Source organism: Ensifer sp. Root954 (genome assembly GCF_001429005.1).
GTDB lineage: Bacteria > Pseudomonadota > Alphaproteobacteria > Rhizobiales > Rhizobiaceae > Ensifer > Ensifer adhaerens.
Window position 1 is genome coordinate 426,558 of record NZ_LMJM01000001.1, and the last position, 16,716, is coordinate 443,273.

Annotated in this window: 17 protein-coding genes; 11 read left to right on the forward strand and 6 right to left on the reverse strand. The window is 62.1% G+C overall.

Translation table 11 applies throughout. From position 1 onward, the window contains the following. Positions 1 to 2 precede the first annotated feature (2 nt). Positions 3 to 1,388, reverse strand: a complete 1,386-nt coding sequence (locus ASE71_RS01860; RefSeq protein WP_034787765.1) for a sensor histidine kinase — start codon at positions 1,386 to 1,388, stop codon at positions 3 to 5. A gap of 278 nt (positions 1,389 to 1,666) precedes the next feature. Here ASE71_RS01860 and ASE71_RS36340 point away from each other — a divergent pair, with 278 nt between their 5' ends. From ASE71_RS36340 to ASE71_RS01895, 7 genes are all read left to right on the forward strand, one after another. Further along, positions 1,667 to 2,419: a hypothetical protein gene (locus ASE71_RS36340; protein ID WP_034787762.1), complete on the forward strand. Its 753-nt coding sequence runs from the start codon at positions 1,667 to 1,669 to the stop codon at positions 2,417 to 2,419. Between the two features lie 75 nt (positions 2,420 to 2,494). Further along, positions 2,495 to 3,262, forward strand: a complete 768-nt coding sequence (locus tag ASE71_RS01870; protein WP_034787760.1) for an EAL domain-containing protein — start codon at positions 2,495 to 2,497, stop codon at positions 3,260 to 3,262. A 355-nt stretch (positions 3,263 to 3,617) separates the two neighbouring features. After that, positions 3,618 to 3,926: a hypothetical protein gene (locus tag ASE71_RS01875; RefSeq protein ID WP_060517779.1), complete on the forward strand. Its 309-nt coding sequence runs from the start codon at positions 3,618 to 3,620 to the stop codon at positions 3,924 to 3,926. A 244-nt stretch (positions 3,927 to 4,170) separates the two neighbouring features. Then, complete coding sequence (locus tag ASE71_RS01880; protein ID WP_060517777.1) at positions 4,171 to 4,551, forward strand: hypothetical protein; 381 nt, start codon at positions 4,171 to 4,173, stop codon at positions 4,549 to 4,551. A 66-nt stretch (positions 4,552 to 4,617) separates the two neighbouring features. Beyond that, complete coding sequence (locus tag ASE71_RS01885; protein WP_034787757.1) at positions 4,618 to 5,292, forward strand: response regulator transcription factor; 675 nt, start codon at positions 4,618 to 4,620, stop codon at positions 5,290 to 5,292. Continuing rightward, complete coding sequence (locus ASE71_RS01890; RefSeq protein WP_034787754.1) at positions 5,289 to 6,758, forward strand: sensor histidine kinase; 1,470 nt, start codon at positions 5,289 to 5,291, stop codon at positions 6,756 to 6,758. Before ASE71_RS01885 ends, ASE71_RS01890 begins: the two co-directional genes overlap by 4 nt. 144 nt (positions 6,759 to 6,902) lie before the next feature. Continuing rightward, positions 6,903 to 8,156, forward strand: coding sequence for an adenylate/guanylate cyclase domain-containing protein (locus tag ASE71_RS01895; protein ID WP_034787751.1), 1,254 nt, complete (start codon positions 6,903 to 6,905; stop codon positions 8,154 to 8,156). Between the two features lie 64 nt (positions 8,157 to 8,220). Here ASE71_RS01895 and hutC read toward each other — a convergent pair whose 3' ends face one another. Together hutC and ASE71_RS01905 are read right to left on the reverse strand one after the other, a co-directional pair. Further along, entirely contained in the window at positions 8,221 to 9,000 is a 780-nt protein-coding gene (gene hutC / locus ASE71_RS01900) for a histidine utilization repressor (RefSeq protein ID WP_051659117.1), read from the reverse strand. A gap of 139 nt (positions 9,001 to 9,139) precedes the next feature. Continuing rightward, on the reverse strand, positions 9,140 to 9,331 hold the full coding sequence (locus ASE71_RS01905; protein ID WP_034787749.1) for a hypothetical protein: 192 nt from the start codon (positions 9,329 to 9,331) through the stop codon (positions 9,140 to 9,142). 287 nt (positions 9,332 to 9,618) lie between these two features. Here ASE71_RS01905 and repA point away from each other — a divergent pair, with 287 nt between their 5' ends. From repA to ASE71_RS01925, 4 genes are all read left to right on the forward strand, one after another. Further along, a complete protein-coding gene (gene repA, locus ASE71_RS01910) occupies positions 9,619 to 10,815 on the forward strand; it encodes a plasmid partitioning protein RepA (protein ID WP_034787965.1) in 1,197 nt (398 codons plus the stop codon). A 3-nt stretch (positions 10,816 to 10,818) separates the two neighbouring features. After that, positions 10,819 to 11,820 (forward strand): plasmid partitioning protein RepB, encoded by a 1,002-nt coding sequence (gene repB / locus ASE71_RS01915; RefSeq protein WP_060517775.1) that lies wholly within the window; start codon positions 10,819 to 10,821, stop codon positions 11,818 to 11,820. 155 nt (positions 11,821 to 11,975) lie between these two features. After that, on the forward strand, positions 11,976 to 13,244 hold the full coding sequence (gene repC / locus ASE71_RS01920) for a plasmid replication protein RepC (protein WP_060517773.1): 1,269 nt from the start codon (positions 11,976 to 11,978) through the stop codon (positions 13,242 to 13,244). A gap of 737 nt (positions 13,245 to 13,981) precedes the next feature. Beyond that, entirely contained in the window at positions 13,982 to 15,148 is a 1,167-nt protein-coding gene (locus ASE71_RS01925; protein ID WP_060517771.1) for an RHE_PE00001 family protein, read from the forward strand. Positions 15,149 to 15,191: 43 nt separating this feature from the next. On the opposite strand, the gene ASE71_RS01930 is transcribed toward ASE71_RS01925, so the two are convergent. The 3 genes from ASE71_RS01930 to ASE71_RS01940 all read right to left on the reverse strand — a co-directional run bounded on the left by ASE71_RS01930 (position 15,192) and on the right by ASE71_RS01940 (position 16,646). Next, positions 15,192 to 15,407 (reverse strand): hypothetical protein, encoded by a 216-nt coding sequence (locus ASE71_RS01930; protein WP_034787730.1) that lies wholly within the window; start codon positions 15,405 to 15,407, stop codon positions 15,192 to 15,194. Positions 15,408 to 15,462: 55 nt separating this feature from the next. Continuing rightward, positions 15,463 to 16,161, reverse strand: a complete 699-nt coding sequence (locus ASE71_RS01935; RefSeq protein ID WP_060517768.1) for a helix-turn-helix domain-containing protein — start codon at positions 16,159 to 16,161, stop codon at positions 15,463 to 15,465. An 89-nt stretch (positions 16,162 to 16,250) separates the two neighbouring features. Next, positions 16,251 to 16,646: a hypothetical protein gene (locus tag ASE71_RS01940; RefSeq protein WP_034787727.1), complete on the reverse strand. Its 396-nt coding sequence runs from the start codon at positions 16,644 to 16,646 to the stop codon at positions 16,251 to 16,253. Between the last annotated feature and the right edge of the window lie 70 nt (positions 16,647 to 16,716).

The window sequence follows — 16,716 nt, forward strand, 5'->3', positions numbered from 1 at the left end:
TGTCAGATCTCCTTGACGCTGGTCGTCATGCGAACGGTGGTGCCGGTCGGCTCGATGATGAGCTCAAACGTTCCGCCGAGACTTTCGATCCGTTCGCGCAGGCCGGCAAGACCAAGACTTGTGGGCGGAACTTTGTCCGGATCAAATCCGGGTCCGCCATCGGCGACCTCGATGGTGACACGGTCGCCGACTGTTCGTTGCGATACCTGCTGCCTCACGCCGCCGGCATGCCGGTAGCCGTTGTTGAGGGTTTCCTGCACGAAGCGGTAGATGCAGATCTTTGCCGCCTGCGACAGACGGTCCGGCGGATCGGCCAGGGCGAGCTCGACCGCCGCCCCTGTGCGCTGCTGATGGGCCTTCACGCAACGCTGCAGGATCTCTGCCAATCCGGCCGTCTCGATCTGCGGCAGGACCAGGCCGCCGCAGATTGTGCGGATCTCCTGCATCGCCTCGTCGAGGCTCGCCTTGATCGCGCCGATCTCGCGCGCACGGGTGGCCGCCGGCGTCGCGTCGCGCTTCAAGGTCTCGCTGCCCAGTCTTAGCGAAGCATAGGCGACGAGTTGGGCGGGGCCATCATGCAGGTCCGCGCCGATGCGCCTCAGATAGCTTTCGTTCAACGCGGTGGCGCGCTGCGATGCGCGCTGCAGCCGGCCGCGCAACGTTTCGTTCTGCGCCAGCGATGCCGAAAGCTCGTCGACGCGCTGGGCGAGCGCATGCCGCTGGCTCTCGATCGTCTTGCTGCCCCGAAGCACGATCGCCGACAGCACGACGAAGAAGGCAAGCGTGAAGGCTGCGACCGCCAACCAGGTGTGTGCGCGCGCCTGATTGAGGCTTTGTTCGAAATCATTGGCCACCTCATGAAATTCCGACACGGCCACCACCTGGCCGGACCAGGGCTGGAGCACCGGATTGTAGATGGCAAGCGCCGGCTCGGCCGTAGCCCTGTCCGCCGTCCCATCCCCGGCCTGGTCGAAGCGGGCGACCATTTTGCCTGAAAATGCCGTCTGAAGTTCCTCGCTTGGCTCCACCTTGGTGCCGACGGCCGCCTGGTCACTCGAATAGAGAAGCGTGCCATCCGCACGCCAAAGGCGGAACGAGAGGAGGCGTTCGCCGAGCGCGCCCTGGCCAAGGGTCTCGTCCAGCGCACGGGCAACCGTTTCATCGAGCACTTCATTCGTCTGCATATCGGGCAGCAACGGCGCGATCACGCTGTCGACGTAAAGCGCCGTCGTTGCGGCGGAATTCCGGGTGACTGCGTCTTCGATCCTGTTCGATACGAAGGCGCCGACCAGAACCATCGCACAAGCGGCGACCGCTCCTCCGATCAGCAGGAACTGGGTGGCTAGAGATTGAGAATTCCAGCGGGTGATAAGCTGTTGGACGCGCACCAGGTCTCTCGGATCGGGCCGCCGGCTCGTGCGGCGCGACGATTGTAGCAAGGCCGCGCCAACCTAACCACTCTCATGACAGGGTCAATGGCGCAGCCATCGCGACCGAACTGTTCGGACCTTTGATGCTGCGGAATAGGACCTAGGTCCTAGGCGAAAAGGCAATGGTCGGGGGCCGATGGCGCCGTCTCGGAGGCGCAGATATCGTCTTCACATCGAACGTCGTGTCTCGATCCGTAAGCAAATGAGAACGACCAGTTGGAAATGAGGAGATATCTATGCCTGTGACGAAGCTGATCGCCCGGAGCATCATGGCGCTGACGCTGGCAGTCGCGCCAATGGCTGCCGGTTCCCTGAGCCTGATCGATTCCGCCTACGCCAAAGGCGGCAATGGCGGCGGTGGTGGCAATGGTGGCGGCGGCGGTAACGGCGGGGGCAACGGTGGTGGCAATGGCGGGAGCCACGGTGGCGGTTCTGGCCACAGCAAATCCGACACTTCCCGCGGAAGCAAGGAAACGAGCACTGGCAAGTCCAGTGGAAAATCGCAGCACAAATCCGGGACCTCCGGCAGCAAGACCAAGGCGACCAAGGCAGCCAAATCGGCAAAAGCCGAGAAACCCGCCAAATCGGTCGTGGTTGCATCGGACCCGGTGGTCGATCCGGTAGTCGATCCCGTTGTGGCGCCCGAGTCTAAGCGAGGGTTCAACTCGCTCAACCGCAACTACCACGCCTATCTCAATTCAAACGATCCGAAGATGGCGGCCGTTTCCGCTTACGCAATCGCCTATGCGCAGTTCGAGGCGGAAAATGGCGTCGACGCCATCCCAGCCGATCCTGCGCTGAGCGACGAAGCGCTGCGCGAGGCGCTAGCGGGCTTCACCAAGGATGGCGTGGTGACCGACGACATGGTCGACGAAGCCAAGGGGATTCTCGGGGTCGGCCCCGCCGTTGGCAAGATCGACGAAATCCGCGGCACGCTGCCGCCGCAGACGGTGGTTGTTGTCGAACCGGAGCCGGAGACCGCCCAATAACGAGGAACTGGCCACCGGCTCACTTGGTGAGCCGGTGGCTGCATCCGGACCCGCGTCCAAGCCAATGGAGTTTAAATGTTTGACCGTGTTGTGGAAATCTTCGACCACGCAGCAAAAGAAGGGCGCGTCGGGTTTTCACTTCAACACGTCAATGCCGTCGCCGATGTCGGCACCGTGCTCTATTCGGAGTGTCTGGGAAGGATCATCCGACCCGACGGCGAGGTCATGACCGCCAGCGAGTTCATACGCTATCTGGAGGCGGCCGGCCGCATTGCTGCGCTGGACAGGCACATGCTCACGCTCGCCTTCGACTGGTTGGCGCATCATCCAACCGGCGACCTCGGCTGCAACATCTCGGTCGAAAGCATCTGCGATGAACGTAACCGGACGCTGCTCCTGGATCTGCTGTCGACCCATCGGGGGCTGGCACCGCGCCTCGTGCTCGAACTCGCCGAAAGCCTACCGATCTCAGCGCTCCCGACGGCCGGGTGTTTCGTTCGAAGCGTACGCGAGCTTGGATATCGGGTCGCCGTCGATGACTTCGGAACGGGATTTTCGACGCCGGAGGCACTTTTGTCCCTGCCCGTCGACATCGTGAAGATCGACGGCTTCTTCCTGCGGCTCGGACGTCCCGACGCGGAGCGGTTCCTTCTGCACATGGTGGGTCTGGCGTCCTGCGTCGCTCCCGTCGTTGTGGTCGAAGGTGTTGAAACTTATGCACAATTTGAGGCCGCGCAAGGCGCCGGCGCAACGCACGTGCAAGGGTTCCTGCTCTCCGAACCGACCCTCAGCCCACTATTTGGCGGCGAGTTGCGTCCAGCTCAAACCGCGATGCTCTGCTAGCGTCGCGCGCAATCATTCAAGCGCACTGCACTCCCTCCCCTTATGCTTTCCTGATCTTTCCATCCCATCTTCCCAGGCGAAATCCTATGCAGATCTGCGCGATAGAAGGAGCGGGCGGCAATGTGCCTGTAGGTCGTTTTGCCTCAGGCATGCTGCCATGCTGGTGCCGCTTTTGGATGGCTTGAGACGTGCCGCGCCGCAACACCCGGTGCCGCAGCATTCACCTTTCCTGTGATCGGCCGGATTTGCGTTGGCGGCAACCCACCCGGCTTCGGACGCGAAAGCAACAGAACAGCGCAGACGCTTGCCAGTACCGGCATGTCCGGTTCCGAAGGCGTCACAGACGAGCAAGACTATGAAATTCACAAACGGGTTCAAACTCTCCTCCAGAGCCAGCCGCCGTCTGCCGACGGAATATTTCATGCTGGTGGATGTCGCGTTCGAGGGCGACGTTATCGGCTCTCTGGGCAGTTGTCCGATACGGGAATCCGTGCGCGACGGAGAGGGCCTTGTCTATCGTTTCGTCGGCGTGGCACCGCGCCTGGTGAGCGGCGGCTTTGATGTACTGGCACTTCGCACGGGCGAGTGGATCGTCAAGCCGGGCCTGGTTTACGCGGCTGATCGCAAGGTAGCGCAAACACGTGACACAGACCGCGCTGCCTAGGAAGTATGCAGCGCTTCTTCGGCAGTAACGACATCCGTTGCCCCCGCCACCGGCTTCGTCGGCGCAGCTTTCGCCAGCTTCGCGCCGGCCCTGCAATGCCCCTGTAATCTTGGCCCTTTAGCTCCCGGTCAGCCGTCGCATCGCTCCGGATCGCAGTCGTTCCGGACGGGCGGCACGTCAACGACAACTGCTGGCTTCGCGCGTCCCGTGGACGACTGGCGCTGCAGGAAAACCGGGATCCGTCATGCTCTCCATTAAGGGGTTTTGCACCCTCGCCTGCTTCGCCGCCACCGCCGCCCTGCTGGCCGGCTGTGCATCCGATACGATGAAGACCTATATCGGCCAGCCGGTCGAATCCGTCATCATCGACTATGGTCCGCCCACCAATGTTCTCGATCTCGGCTGGAACGAGCGCGCCTATCAATGGCGCAAGATCTCAACGAATGTCGTCTCCGGCACATCCAGCGGCGAAATCAGGGACACCCGGCGCGGAATGCGCTACGAGGAGTATTCGACGCCGGGCTATGTCGAGGAACAGGAGTGCTTCTATAGCTTCTACGCCCGGATGCAGCACGGCCGCTGGTACATCACCAACTTCCGCCAGCCAAAGCTGGAATGCGAGTGACGCCTCGGGCAGTCGACGTGACGGATCAGCGACCCGCATAGATGCGGGCACAGAAGGGAAAGTGGCATGCGCATCTTGCTGCTGGAAGACGAGCCGGAGATGGCCTCGGCCCTCAAGGCTGCCCTGGCGCGGCGCCAGGTGATCGTCGATCATGTCTCGACGCTCGCCGACGCCGAGGCCGTTGCCGAACTCTGGCCCTATGACGTGGTCGTGCTTGACCGCCGGGTGCCGGATGGCGAGGGGCTGGATCTTATCCCGAAGCTCAGAAGCCTTGGCGTCGAGGCGCCGATCCTGATGCTGACGGCATTGGGATCGATCAACGACCGGGTCAGCGGGCTCGATGCCGGTGCCGACGATTATCTTTCCAAGCCTTTTGCCGTCGAGGAACTGATGGCGCGGCTGCGCGCGCTTGCCCGCCGTCCGGTCACGCTCAAATCGGAGCAGACCAAGGTCGGGCGGCTCATCTACGACTTCCGCCACCGGGAGGCCGCCGTGGACGACAAGCCTCTCGACCTTCTGCGCCGGGAACGGCTTGCGCTCGAAGCGCTGATGCGGCGGCCCGGCCGAACCGTGCTCAGGGCGACGTTGGAAGAATCGGTCTACGCCATGGAAGACGAGATCGAATCCAACGCGCTCGACTCCCATCTTTCGCGCCTGCGCCGCAAGCTCGACGACGTCGGCGCCGGCGTCGAAATCCGGGCGATCCGCAATCTCGGCTATCTCCTGCGCGCGACGACATGATCAAGGTTCGTCCGCGCTCGCTGCAATGGGTCCTCGTCCGTCGGCTGATCCTCCTGCAGGCGGCCACGTTGTTCGTCTTCATCGGCCTGCTTTTCCTGGGCGTGTTCATCGCCCAGCCACGGTTGCTCGTCGACAACGAAGCCGCCTTGGATGTGCTCGACCGCGCCGTCGGGCGCGACGCGAACGGCGTGCTGGCCGTGCACGAGACCGAGGACCTGCGCGAGCTTCGCCAGTCCTATCCCAATCTCTGGTACATCGTCCGCGACGCCGCCGGCCAGGTCGTGCGCTACGGAAACGTCCCTGCCCCCTATGAAGAAGCCGGTGGCGACCTGCTGCAACGGGTGGAGGGGGCGAAATTGCTTTTCGAAGAAGGCGGTACGCTTCCGGACGCTGTCCTCCACAATGTCGAGACCGAAGCCGGCCGGGTCCAGATCCTCGCGGCGACAGTTTCCTCCCGCCGCGACAATGAGCCGTTGGACGTGCAGATCAGCATCAATGTCGATATGGCGCGCGACCTCGACGGCAGGACGGCGTGGATGGAGGTCATGCCGACGCTCGTGCTTGTTGTCCTTTGCTTCCTTTTGCCGATCGTCTTGGTCATGGGCGTCTCCACTCTGCTGACGACGCCGGCCGTCGTGCGCCGTTCGCTCGCGAGCCTCGTCTCGACCGCCGACCAGGCGGGGCGCATCGACATCGACAACCGCGCGGTGCAGCTCGAAACCGAGGAAGTGCCGACCGAAATCGCCCCTTTGGTGCGGGCCTTCAACCGGGCCCTGGCGCGACTGGGAGAGGGATACGACCAGCGCAACCGCTTCCTGACCGATGCGGCCCATGAATTGCGCACCCCGATCGCGATCCTGCGGACCCGCGCCGAGCTTCTGCAGGAAGACCCCGAAACCACCCGCCTGAGGCTCGATATCGAGCGCCTGTCGCATCTCGCCCAGCAGCTTCTCGACCGGCAAGTCCTCGAACATGCCGGCGGTCCGCTCGAGGTGGTCGACCTCGTTTCTCTCGGGAGGGTCATGGCAGCGGACTTCGCACCGCTTGCGTTCGAAGCCGGCTACGAGCTGGCATTCGAAGCCGAAGCGCCGGGCGCCCTGGTCAGCGCGCGGCCGCGGCAGATCGAGCAGGCTGTCGCCAACCTTCTGCGCAACGCCATCGAACATGGCGGCGGTGCCGGCACGATCACCGTTCTGGTCGATGCCGCCGGCGGGCTCGAAATCCACGACGAAGGCCCCGGCATTCCGGTAGAGGAGCGCGATCGCGTCTTCGAACCTTTCTATCGCTTGCGTCCGCGCTCCACCGGCGCCGGGCTGGGGCTCAATCTCGCGCGCGAGATCGCCCGGCTCCACGACGGCCGTATCGACATTCTCACCGGTCCATGGCGTGGCACGCGGGTGCGCCTGCACTTGCCGCTGATCGACGGAAGCCGACCTGCGGCCGCGCCGGCACGCCCGATCGTCTGACAGAAGCGGCGGCATGCCGCCCCAGATTTCTCAAAAGCTTTTCAGGTTGCCCCTTATCAAGGCGGTGCCGATGCTCCACATTTGCTGCGATACATCGTTCGGCTTAAGCGGCTTCACCCGCTTGAGCGCCATGGAGAACAGCAGATGCAGACCCCATCTGAGGCCCCCTCGCCTTCACCCGAGGATGGCAGCTTTCCGGCTCGACGCCAAGGCGTGCTCGACTGGCTGATCATCGAAACGCGCAACGAGCGCTTCATCGACAATATCCTTGTCGAGTTGGGCGAACGGCTGCAGGCCGCCGGTATTCCGGTTGCGCGCGCCACGTTGCACTTCCGCATCAACCATCCGCAATGGCTCGGCGCTCGCATCCTGTGGCGCAAGGGGCTGGCCGAGGGCGAAATCGATCTCTACGACTATGGCACCCAGAACACCGCTCTCTACCTCAACAGCCCGCTCTACGTGATCAATAACGGTGGCACCGAGGTTCGAACCAACCTCGAGGACTTGACGGAAGAGCAGGAACAGAGCTCGCTCTATGTTGACCTCAGGGCCGAGGGCCTGACCGAATACATCGCCTGGCCGCTTGAGCACACGCTCGGCAAACGCCACATCGTCACCTTTGCCAGCGACCGGAAGGGCGGCTTCGAAGACGAACATCTGGCCTTTCTCGCGAAGATCGTGCCGGCGCTGGCGCTGGTCAGTGAAATCAGGCTGAAGAACCGTTTCGTCCGAACGCTGCTCGAAACCTATGTCGGCCCGCACGCGAGCGAACAGATCCTTGCCGGCGCCACCACACGGGGCAGCGGCGTCACCGTCGGTGCCGCCATCCTGATCTGCGACCTGCGCAATTTCACAAAGCTTTCCGATCTCTGGCCGCGCGACGACGTGATCGAACTGCTGAACGCCTATTTCGACGCCATGTCGGAACCGATCGAGCGCCATGGAGGCGAGATCCTCAAATTCATGGGTGACGGGCTGCTGGCGATCTTTCCGCTAAGCAACCCCGACGCCGCGGAGAATCTGCTCCAGGCGATCCGGGAGGCGGAGGCAGCCATCGCCGTCCTGAACCAGGACAACCTCTCGAAAGGTCGCGAGCCGCTCGGCTACGGCATCGGCGTGCATGTCGGCGACGTGATGTATGGCAATATCGGCTCGCGCCGCCGGCTCGACTTCACCGTCATCGGCCCCGCCGTCAACATCGCCTCAAGGCTTGAGAGCCTGACCAAGGAAACCAAACGCCCGGTGCTGTTGTCGCGCGCCTTCGTCGAGCTGGCCGGCTGCGCCTCGAGCATGGAGCATCTCGGCGCCTACCCGGTCAGGGGCATCGGTGAACCCATCGAGGTCTTCGCTTTTTCCGGCAACGAACCGGCACCGAAGCTGCGCCTCGCCGCAGGATAATCGGCGCGGAACCGCCGATCGAGGGCCTGCTTCATCGGTTGTCCGCGGACAACCGATCCTTCGACTAGCCGATGGGGCTGGGCGCGAACTGCGCAACGAGTTCGTGGCGGTCGCCGGGATAGGTGAGCCGCACATGCGTGACCGGCGCCCGTCCGCTCCAGGTCCGCCGCTCGATGACGAGGCAGGCTGTGCCGGTGGCGATACCGAGCGCCTGCGCTGCCGACTTGCTGGCCGCCACGGCACGAATGCGGTGTTCGGCCGTGCTCCACGGTACCTTGCCGAGCAGCCACGAACCGGGCGCCGCGGTCTCGAATGTTTCCTCTTCGGCCTCCGGAACCGCAGAAAGGCTGATCAACCTCTCCTCGAAGCAAAAGGGACGCGAGCCGGCAAAATGCCGGCACGTTACGTCCAGCAGCTTGCCCGAGCTCGGGAGATCCAGGCGTTCACGATCCCGGCTTTCGACCTTGCGCACTTTTCGCTCATCCACGCGGAAGCTGTAATCGAGCCCCAGCGACTGGACTTCGAGTTTAACGTCGTGGATCTCCATGACGGCGGACTGGACCTGCGGAAAGGTAACGTAGCTTCCCGACTTGCGCCGCCGCTCGATCAGCCCGCGCTTGACGAGTTCGGTCAGGGCCTTGTTCACCGTCATGCGCGAGCAGTCATATTGCTCGGTCAGTTCGTGCTCGAACGGGATGCGGTGTCCGGGTGGCCACTCCCCGGAAAGAATGCGCCCTTCGACGTCACCGAGGATGCGCTGGTGCAGCGATAGCACCTGCCCCTGACTGTCGGCCGCATCGCCAGGCGGGTCACTTGAAACGGATCGATCTTGCTTGGTGTCCATGACAGCGAACTTAATCAATTCGCAGCCGCGAAACAGCCCTTCCCTCGCCGATTTGCGCTTTTCCACGGCGGCTGAAACGGCTTTCACGTTGACAGCTGTCAACGCTTGGGCGGCGCAGTTCGGCGCCACGCCTCACTCCTCAGTAAAGGAGGTGCCACGGCGTCAGGAACGCGCGCGCCCATTCCTGATTACGATCGGACTCTTCGCACGTCGCCTTGTCGAGCGTCGTCGAGGCGACATCCACTTCCGCCTGCCGCTTTGTCTTCATCGCCTTCGGCACAGGCGGGGGCGGCTCAAGATAGCCAAGGGTCATTCCACCGAGATAGAACATCAGGAAGCTCCATGCATCCAATCGCCAACTGAACACAATCCTGACACAATCAGATCCGCTGTCAATAGTCTATTAAATCTATGCTCTAATTGGAGATGCGCGAACGTGCCCGAAGGGAAGTTGTCCGCGGACAACTCGGCCGCTTCACAAGCTCGCTTTCCACCGCAAGGGCAGCACCTCCGTCAAAACGCTATGCATTTGTAAAACCGCGCCGAATCGGAGCATAGTGCATCTGCGCATATTGTCCGGATATGACGATTTTTGCGCAGTTTTCGGGGATATCAATGTTGCAGCAAAAAATTCAAAGCCAGGACGCACAGGAGCATCTGCCGACGCTTCTGGCTGCCGATGCTTTGGAGCTTGCCCATCAGCTGCAGCAGCACCAAAAGAAAATCTTCCCCCCGCAAGCGCAAAAGCAGATGCGTCTCTTCAGCCCTGCCGAAGCGGCAGCCTTCATCGGAATCGGCGAAGGCTATCTGAGGCAGGTGGCCTCAGAGGGCCACGGCCCAGCGCCCTTGTCAAACGGTCGGCGCATGTATGCCGTTTCCGACATCGAACGCATTCGCCGCGTTCTCGACGATGGCGGCAAGTCGGGCAAATATGTCCCGCACCGGCGCGGCGATGAAAAGCTGCAGGTCCTGTCTGTGATGAACTTCAAGGGCGGGTCGGCTAAGACGACGACCTCAGCCCACCTCGCCCAATATCTGGCACTTCGCGGCTACCGCACGCTCGCGATCGATCTCGATCCGCAGGCTTCGCTTTCCGCCCTCTTCGGCCATCAACCGGAGTTGGATGTCGGAGAAGGCGAGACGCTTTACGGCGCGATCCGCTATGACGCCCCGCGGTCGATCGCCGATATCGTGCGGTCGACCTACACCGCCAATCTGCATCTCATTCCCGGCAATCTCGAACTCATGGAATTCGAGCACGAAACGCCGAAGGCGATGATGACGGGCGGGGCTGCAGAAACCCTTTTCTTCGCCCGCATCGGCGATGTGCTCGCCGATATCGAGAGCTTCTACGACATCGTCGTCATCGATTGCCCGCCGCAGCTCGGCTTCCTCACCATGTCGGCGCTCTGTGCCGCAACGTCCGTCCTGATCACCGTGCATCCGCAGATGCTCGACGTCATGTCGATGTCGCAGTTCCTGTCGATGACAAGTGAGTTGATGAGCGTCGTCGAAAAAGCCGGTGGCCGCACCAGCTATGACTGGATGCGCTATCTCGGAACACGGTTTGAGCCGAACGACGGCCCTCAAAGCCAGATGACCGGTTTCATGCGCGCCATTTTCGGCAATCGCATGCTGCAGAACGCCATGGTGAAGTCGACAGCTATCTCCGACGCCGGCGTAACAAAGCAAACGCTTTATGAAGTCGAGCGCTCGCAGTTTGTCCGCGGCACCTACGACCGCGCAATGGACTCTCTCAACCTCGTCAATGGCGAGATCGAGGACCTGGTCCGCAAGGTCTGGGGGAGGAAGTAATCCATGGCCCGTAAGAACCTGATCGGGATATCGGAGGAACGCGTCGACGATGCCAACGGCGCACCGGGCAACGACCGCCCGATCGCCGGGCTGATGGCCGGTGCCCGCCCCCCGACTGCTGTCGGTGGCATCACCCGGTCGCTGTCGAACATCACGCAGAAGGTCGAACGCGCCCAGGAGCTCGAGCGGCAACTTGCCGAAGGGCAAGCGGTCGTCGAACTCGATCCGGCGCTCATCGACGCATCCTTCATCGTCGATCGCCTCGGGATTGCGGCCGACGCGCAACTGAGCCTCGCTGAACAGATGCGAGAGCACGGACAACAGGTGCCCATCCTGGTCCGGCCGCATCCAACCATCGAGGGGCGATACCAGGTCGCCTACGGCCATCGCCGCCTGGCTGCTGCCCGCGACATCGGTAGCAGTGTTCGTGCGGTCGTTCGCAATCTCAATGACGAGCAATTGGTCGTCTCGCAGGGACAGGAAAACAACACCCGTTCCGACCTCTCCTTCATCGAGCGCTCGCTCTTTGGCGGCCGCCTTGAGGATCGCGGGTTTTCGCGTGAGATCATCATGTCGGCGCTGGGTGTCGACAAAGCCGCCCTGTCGAAGATGATTTCTGTTGTTCGCCGGCTACCGATTGCGCTGATCGAGGCCATCGGACCGGCACCATCGATCGGACGGCGCCGTTGGTTTGAACTCGCTGAGCTTCTCGCACAAGATGGCAAGCCGGAGGCCGCAGCCGCCTTCACGCAAGGCCGAGAATTCCAGAAGGCCGGCAGCGATCAGCGTTTCGACGCCTTGTGCACCTTCTTAAGCGCCTCCAGGGCGCGTGCCCGGCCTATCCCATGGCTGGCGCCAGACAACACAATCCCGGTGCGTATCCGTGAAACGCACGTCGAGACGACGCTTGCCTTCAACAGCAAGACGGCACCAGGCTTTGCAGATTTCGTGAGGCAGAGGCTCAAATCTCTGTACCTCGAATATCAAGAGGAAACAGGAGACTAACTGAGCAAAAGAAAAAGGCTTCCGAACGACTAGCGCTGCGGAAACCCTTCTCTCGTGTAGCAACTAGAGAATCCCATTTCCGCGAATCGGTGTCAAGAGTTTTCAACGTCGTTTCGGCGAACGGATTTCTTTTGCCTTGGAAAAGGTGAAGAAGAATGGATCGTGGGATTGTCACGACGCCCTTCGGGCGGCGGTCGATGACGCTTGGGATGTTGGCATACCAACTTTCCAGCGCTCCGGCCGTCGACGACGGGAGCGTCGACAAGTGGAAATTGTTTCGAACGGTATGTGCCGCCAAGACAAGCCTTGGGGTTTCCGACCGTTCGCTTGCGGTGCTGAACGCACTGCTGTCCTTTTACCCAAAGAGCGAACTCGACCCGGCCGCCGGCCTCGTCGTGTTTCCGTCGAATGCGCAGCTTTCGCTCCGTACGCACGGCATGGCCGAGACAACGCTGAGGCGGCATCTGACGGCGCTTGTCGAGGCTGGGCTCATCCTCAGGCGCGACAGTCCCAATGGCAAGCGTTACGCCCGACGTGACCGCAAGGGCGCGATCGGCCAGGCCTTTGGCTTCGATCTCGCACCGATGCTTGCACGGGCGTCAGAGTTCGCAGCGGAAGCGGCACGGCTGGAAGCGGATCGTCGCTACCTGCAGGTGATGCGCGAACGTCTGAGCCTTTGCCGGCGCGACATCGTCAAGCTCGTCGAGCTCCTGCGCCAGTCCGATGTCCTCCAAGCGGAAGAAGCGGAAACGCAGTGCCAGGCGGTCTACACTGCACTGTCGCGCAAGCCGCTGATCACCGAAGTGGAGCGCGCCCTCGCCGTTTTGTCGGCGCTCCGCGACAATCTGACTAATTACCTGGAAAACTTGCTGAAAACGCAAAATACGGCTGCCAATGAACGCCAGTATGAGCGGCACATACAGAGTTCAGAATCCGATTATCAATCTGAATCTGAAAACGCTTGTGAAAGACCTGAAGCGGCATTTTCGGATCTGGCTGGCACCAAGACGTCATGCACCGCGGTTGATGATACCGTTGCAGGCAGTGCAAAGTCGCCCGGCCTTTCTCGCCTTCACGATCATATCGGCGCGCTGCCGGTGGTGCTGAAAGCCTGCCCGCAGATCCGTGACTATGGACCAGCGGGGCGAATTGGCAACTGGCGGGACATGTTCCTAGCCGCAACCGTTGTCAGGACGATGCTCGGCGTCAGCCCGGAGGCCTACGACGAGGCGTGCACGGTGCTTGGTCCCGAAACGACGGCAACGGTACTCGCCTGCCTTCTTGAACGATCCGAGCACATTCATTCGGCCGGGGGCTATCTGCGGGACCTGACGCGCCGCGCGAGAAACCAGACATTCACCGTGTCGGCGATGCTGTCGGCGCGCTTGCGAGCCCAGGCCGGAGTGGTGGCCGTGAGCGGATGAACAGCGACAGGGGGCATGAGCGTCGCCTCTCGCGGAAACGCTTTGGCTTGTCTGTGACGTTGAAATGCGGGACACTGTAAGTGCAGGGATTCGTTGACATCTCTACGTTATTCTTACGTCTGAGATTGTTTTCAGACCCTCGCCACCCATCAGAAAACATTGCTGTTTCTCCTTCTTTTGGAAAGGAAGGGGCGGTTCAGTTCCGTTGCGCGGACTCAGCGTACAAGACTTCGAATTTCTCGATCTCGAGCCGAATGATTGAGCGTCCTCCCTTGTTAGAGCCCGTTCTAGCGGCAGAATCCGTTCAGGTGGCGAACTCGCGGGCTGTTGCCAGCTGTCAACAGGTTGCTGGTTTAAAGCCGAGCGCCCTCCCCCCAAAAAGCTGGGTCGCGAAAGGGTAAACTAAAGCGACAAAGCACCAAGCATAGTTGGATCTCACTGCCGCGTGATTGCGAACACGGTATGGCTGGGGGAAACAGCGAGTATGGTACTCAACTCACTGACCGGGTTTGGCGTTGATAGACGAGACATCAACACGGTTGACAGCTGTCAACACATTGGCGTGCGCCGAGACACATGCAAGTCCTGTTTGAATAGAAATATTCGCCCCGTCGTCGTTTGCGAAATCAGGCGGCGCAGCTTGCTGGTCTTCAAGCGGTGGAGAAAGCGTCTCCTGCCTGTGGGGGAAGTGATTCTCATGTTACGTTCCACATCCGCAGGAACCGTCTATTTTCAAAATGCGATACCAGTCTCCCGATCCCTACCATCCAACGCTGATCCCGCTGATGATTTCGGCGGAAGACGCCTTGGCGCGGCTCGATGAGCGCACGAACCGTCATGTCGTCGAAGACGGGTACCGCGAGCGCGGGCATTTCTTCGATGCGACGGCAGCACTTTGGGTGGCGGGCCAACTCGTTCATGTCGAGGATCTTGTGCTGCACGATGCGCACATGGACGCCCGAGCGCCGACCCACGAGTTGACCATCGCCCATTCGGTCCTGAAAGTCCGCCGCCGCATCTGGCTCGGCGAGCCTGGTTGGGCCCTTTCTGCCCAGGGGCTTGCAACACTCAGCGGCGAACAGAGCCCAGCCCCGGAGCTCGATATCCCTTCACTTGCGCCGGCCGAAACACGGCAGGCGGCGGGTGTCGATCGTGAGCCGGAGCGGGGCGAGCCGGAGGACGACGGCGACAGCAATCCGATGGCGGCCGAATTCGCGGCCATCGACGCCGCCATCGCTCGCTCGCAGCGCCTGCTCGATGCGCATGACCAGGACACGCTGGAAGTCGCAGAACGGACGGCGTTAGCGACAGCCCGCGAGCCGATGGGACAGCTCGGCCTGCTCTTCGACGAAGAGTGGGATGAGGAAGTGCGTCTTGACGAATGGCGCCAGATGGTGGCAGCGGCTGATCAGCTGCCGCCCTGTCTTGGAGCCGCCTTGCTCTTCGATGCCTGGGAGCGGAGGGAGCCTCTGCGCCGTCAGCATTGGCTGGGGTCATTGTTGGTCGGCGCTTACCTGCGCTCCAGAGGCAAGGTCACCTCGCACCTGCTGTCGTTCAACACCGGGCTAAAGACCATCCGCTATGAGCGACGGAGGTCCCAGGACGCACTGACCCGTTGGAGCGCCTTTCTGGAGGCGATGACGGTGACGGCGGATCTCGGTCTCAAGGAACTCGACCGTCTGTCGCTTGCGAAGACCCAGATGGACATGCGCATTCGCGATCGTCGTTCCAACAGCAGTCTGCCGGCCTTGATCGACCTGGTTCTGTCGCGGCCGATCGTATCGGCAGCTTTGGTCGCCAAGCATGTCGGGGTGACGCCGCGCGGCGCGCTGAACCTCGTTCGAGAGCTTGGCATCCGCGAGATGACCGGCCGCGGGCGTTACCGCGGCTGGGGCGTGCTTTGAACCGGCGGCAGCGCGGAAAGCTTGCCGCCGGACCGTATAGGCGTCAGCCCATCGTGATCACGATCAACAGAACGAAGATCACCGGCACCAGCGTCAATGCCGGAATGATGATCGCCGGGTAGCCGAAGGCGACGATGGCGAGCAGCCAGAGCAGCGCGCAGTTGATCAGAAACAGCACCTTGGCCGTCTGTGAACCTTGCACGGCCTCCTTGAGCATCCAGCCGAACACCGGCACGTGGTAGACAAGTCTCGCAATCATGGTTTTTCCTTTGCGTGGGTGGCCGCATTGGGGGGACAGGCGGCGCGGGTTTTATTCAAGGGCGTGTCGTCTCGCCGGTCTGTTGTCGGGTGAAGCCGGCGGTCGTTTCGAGGCGTTCGGGATCGAGGACACGCATTGTCTTCGGGTGGCTGAAGTCGATCAGGCCCTCGCGCTTGAAACGGTTGAGACGGCGGCTGACCGTTTCGACGGTAAGGCCAAGCCAATCCGCAAGGTCGGCGCGGGTGAGATGGAGATGAAAGCTCAACCGGGCAGGGGCGCCGTTACGGCCGGTCCGATTGAACAGGCGCGATAGTTCCACCAGCGCACTGGCGACTTTCTCGCTGGCGGTCTTGCGACCAAGCAGCGTGGCATGGATCTGCATGCGGTGAAGCGTCGTCTTCAACTCGCTGGCGACGGCCGGATTGGTGGCGTTGAGATCCGCGTCACCCAGAGGCTCGATGCGCGCGATACTCAGCGTTTCGGCGGTGGCGATGTTGCGGCCGTCGATAGTGAAGCCGAAGAGCCGGCCCGGTCCGAGCACGTCGGTGATCTGGCGGCGACCGTCGTTGAGAAGTTGCGAAAGCACGACGCAGCCGTCAACGACACGGTAGAGCGCGCGGTTGCGTCCGCCCTCATAGAGCAGGGTCAGGTTTTCGCCGACGACACGACTACGCGAGGCCGGGCGAGGCGGCCTTATCGAGGACGCGCGAGGGGGAGCCGCTGGCGCGGCAGTGGTGATCAGGGTTTCTGGCATGAAAAACGTCCGCATGACCGACGCAAGGAGGCGTGATGCCCCGATGCCGACGGGCGTCGAAGGAGGATGTTGACAGCTGTCAACGGAGGTCAAAGCCGGATGACGACCTGTGGCGGGCCTCGCGGACGGGCATTGGGTGCGTGAACTTGTGGCACCGGTCGAACTGCCGCAACCCGGATCGCAGGTGTGCGGTTTGCCTCCAGGCGCTCGCTGAGAGAACCGTCCGGCGGCGTCAGCAGCGCCCAGAAGAACCGACAGGCGCTGCAAACATGTTTATGGCCGGGCTGGTCTTTGCCGTCTTCACCCAAACCGGTCTGGCAAAAATCGGGCAGGGACCCGTCGGGCAGGGCATAGAGCGCCAGTTCGGCCGCCGGCAGGCGAGTGGCCAGGGCAGGGCCGAGATGGGCAAAACCAAGCAGGAACAGCGCCGCGGCGCAAAGCATGCGCACGGCATTGTTCCATCTGATCTTCTCGCGACGTGTCATCGCCCCGGCTCGTTCCTGTTTCGATGGGGCAGAGATTGGCGACCGGCTTGATAAAGCTCAATGTGGCAAA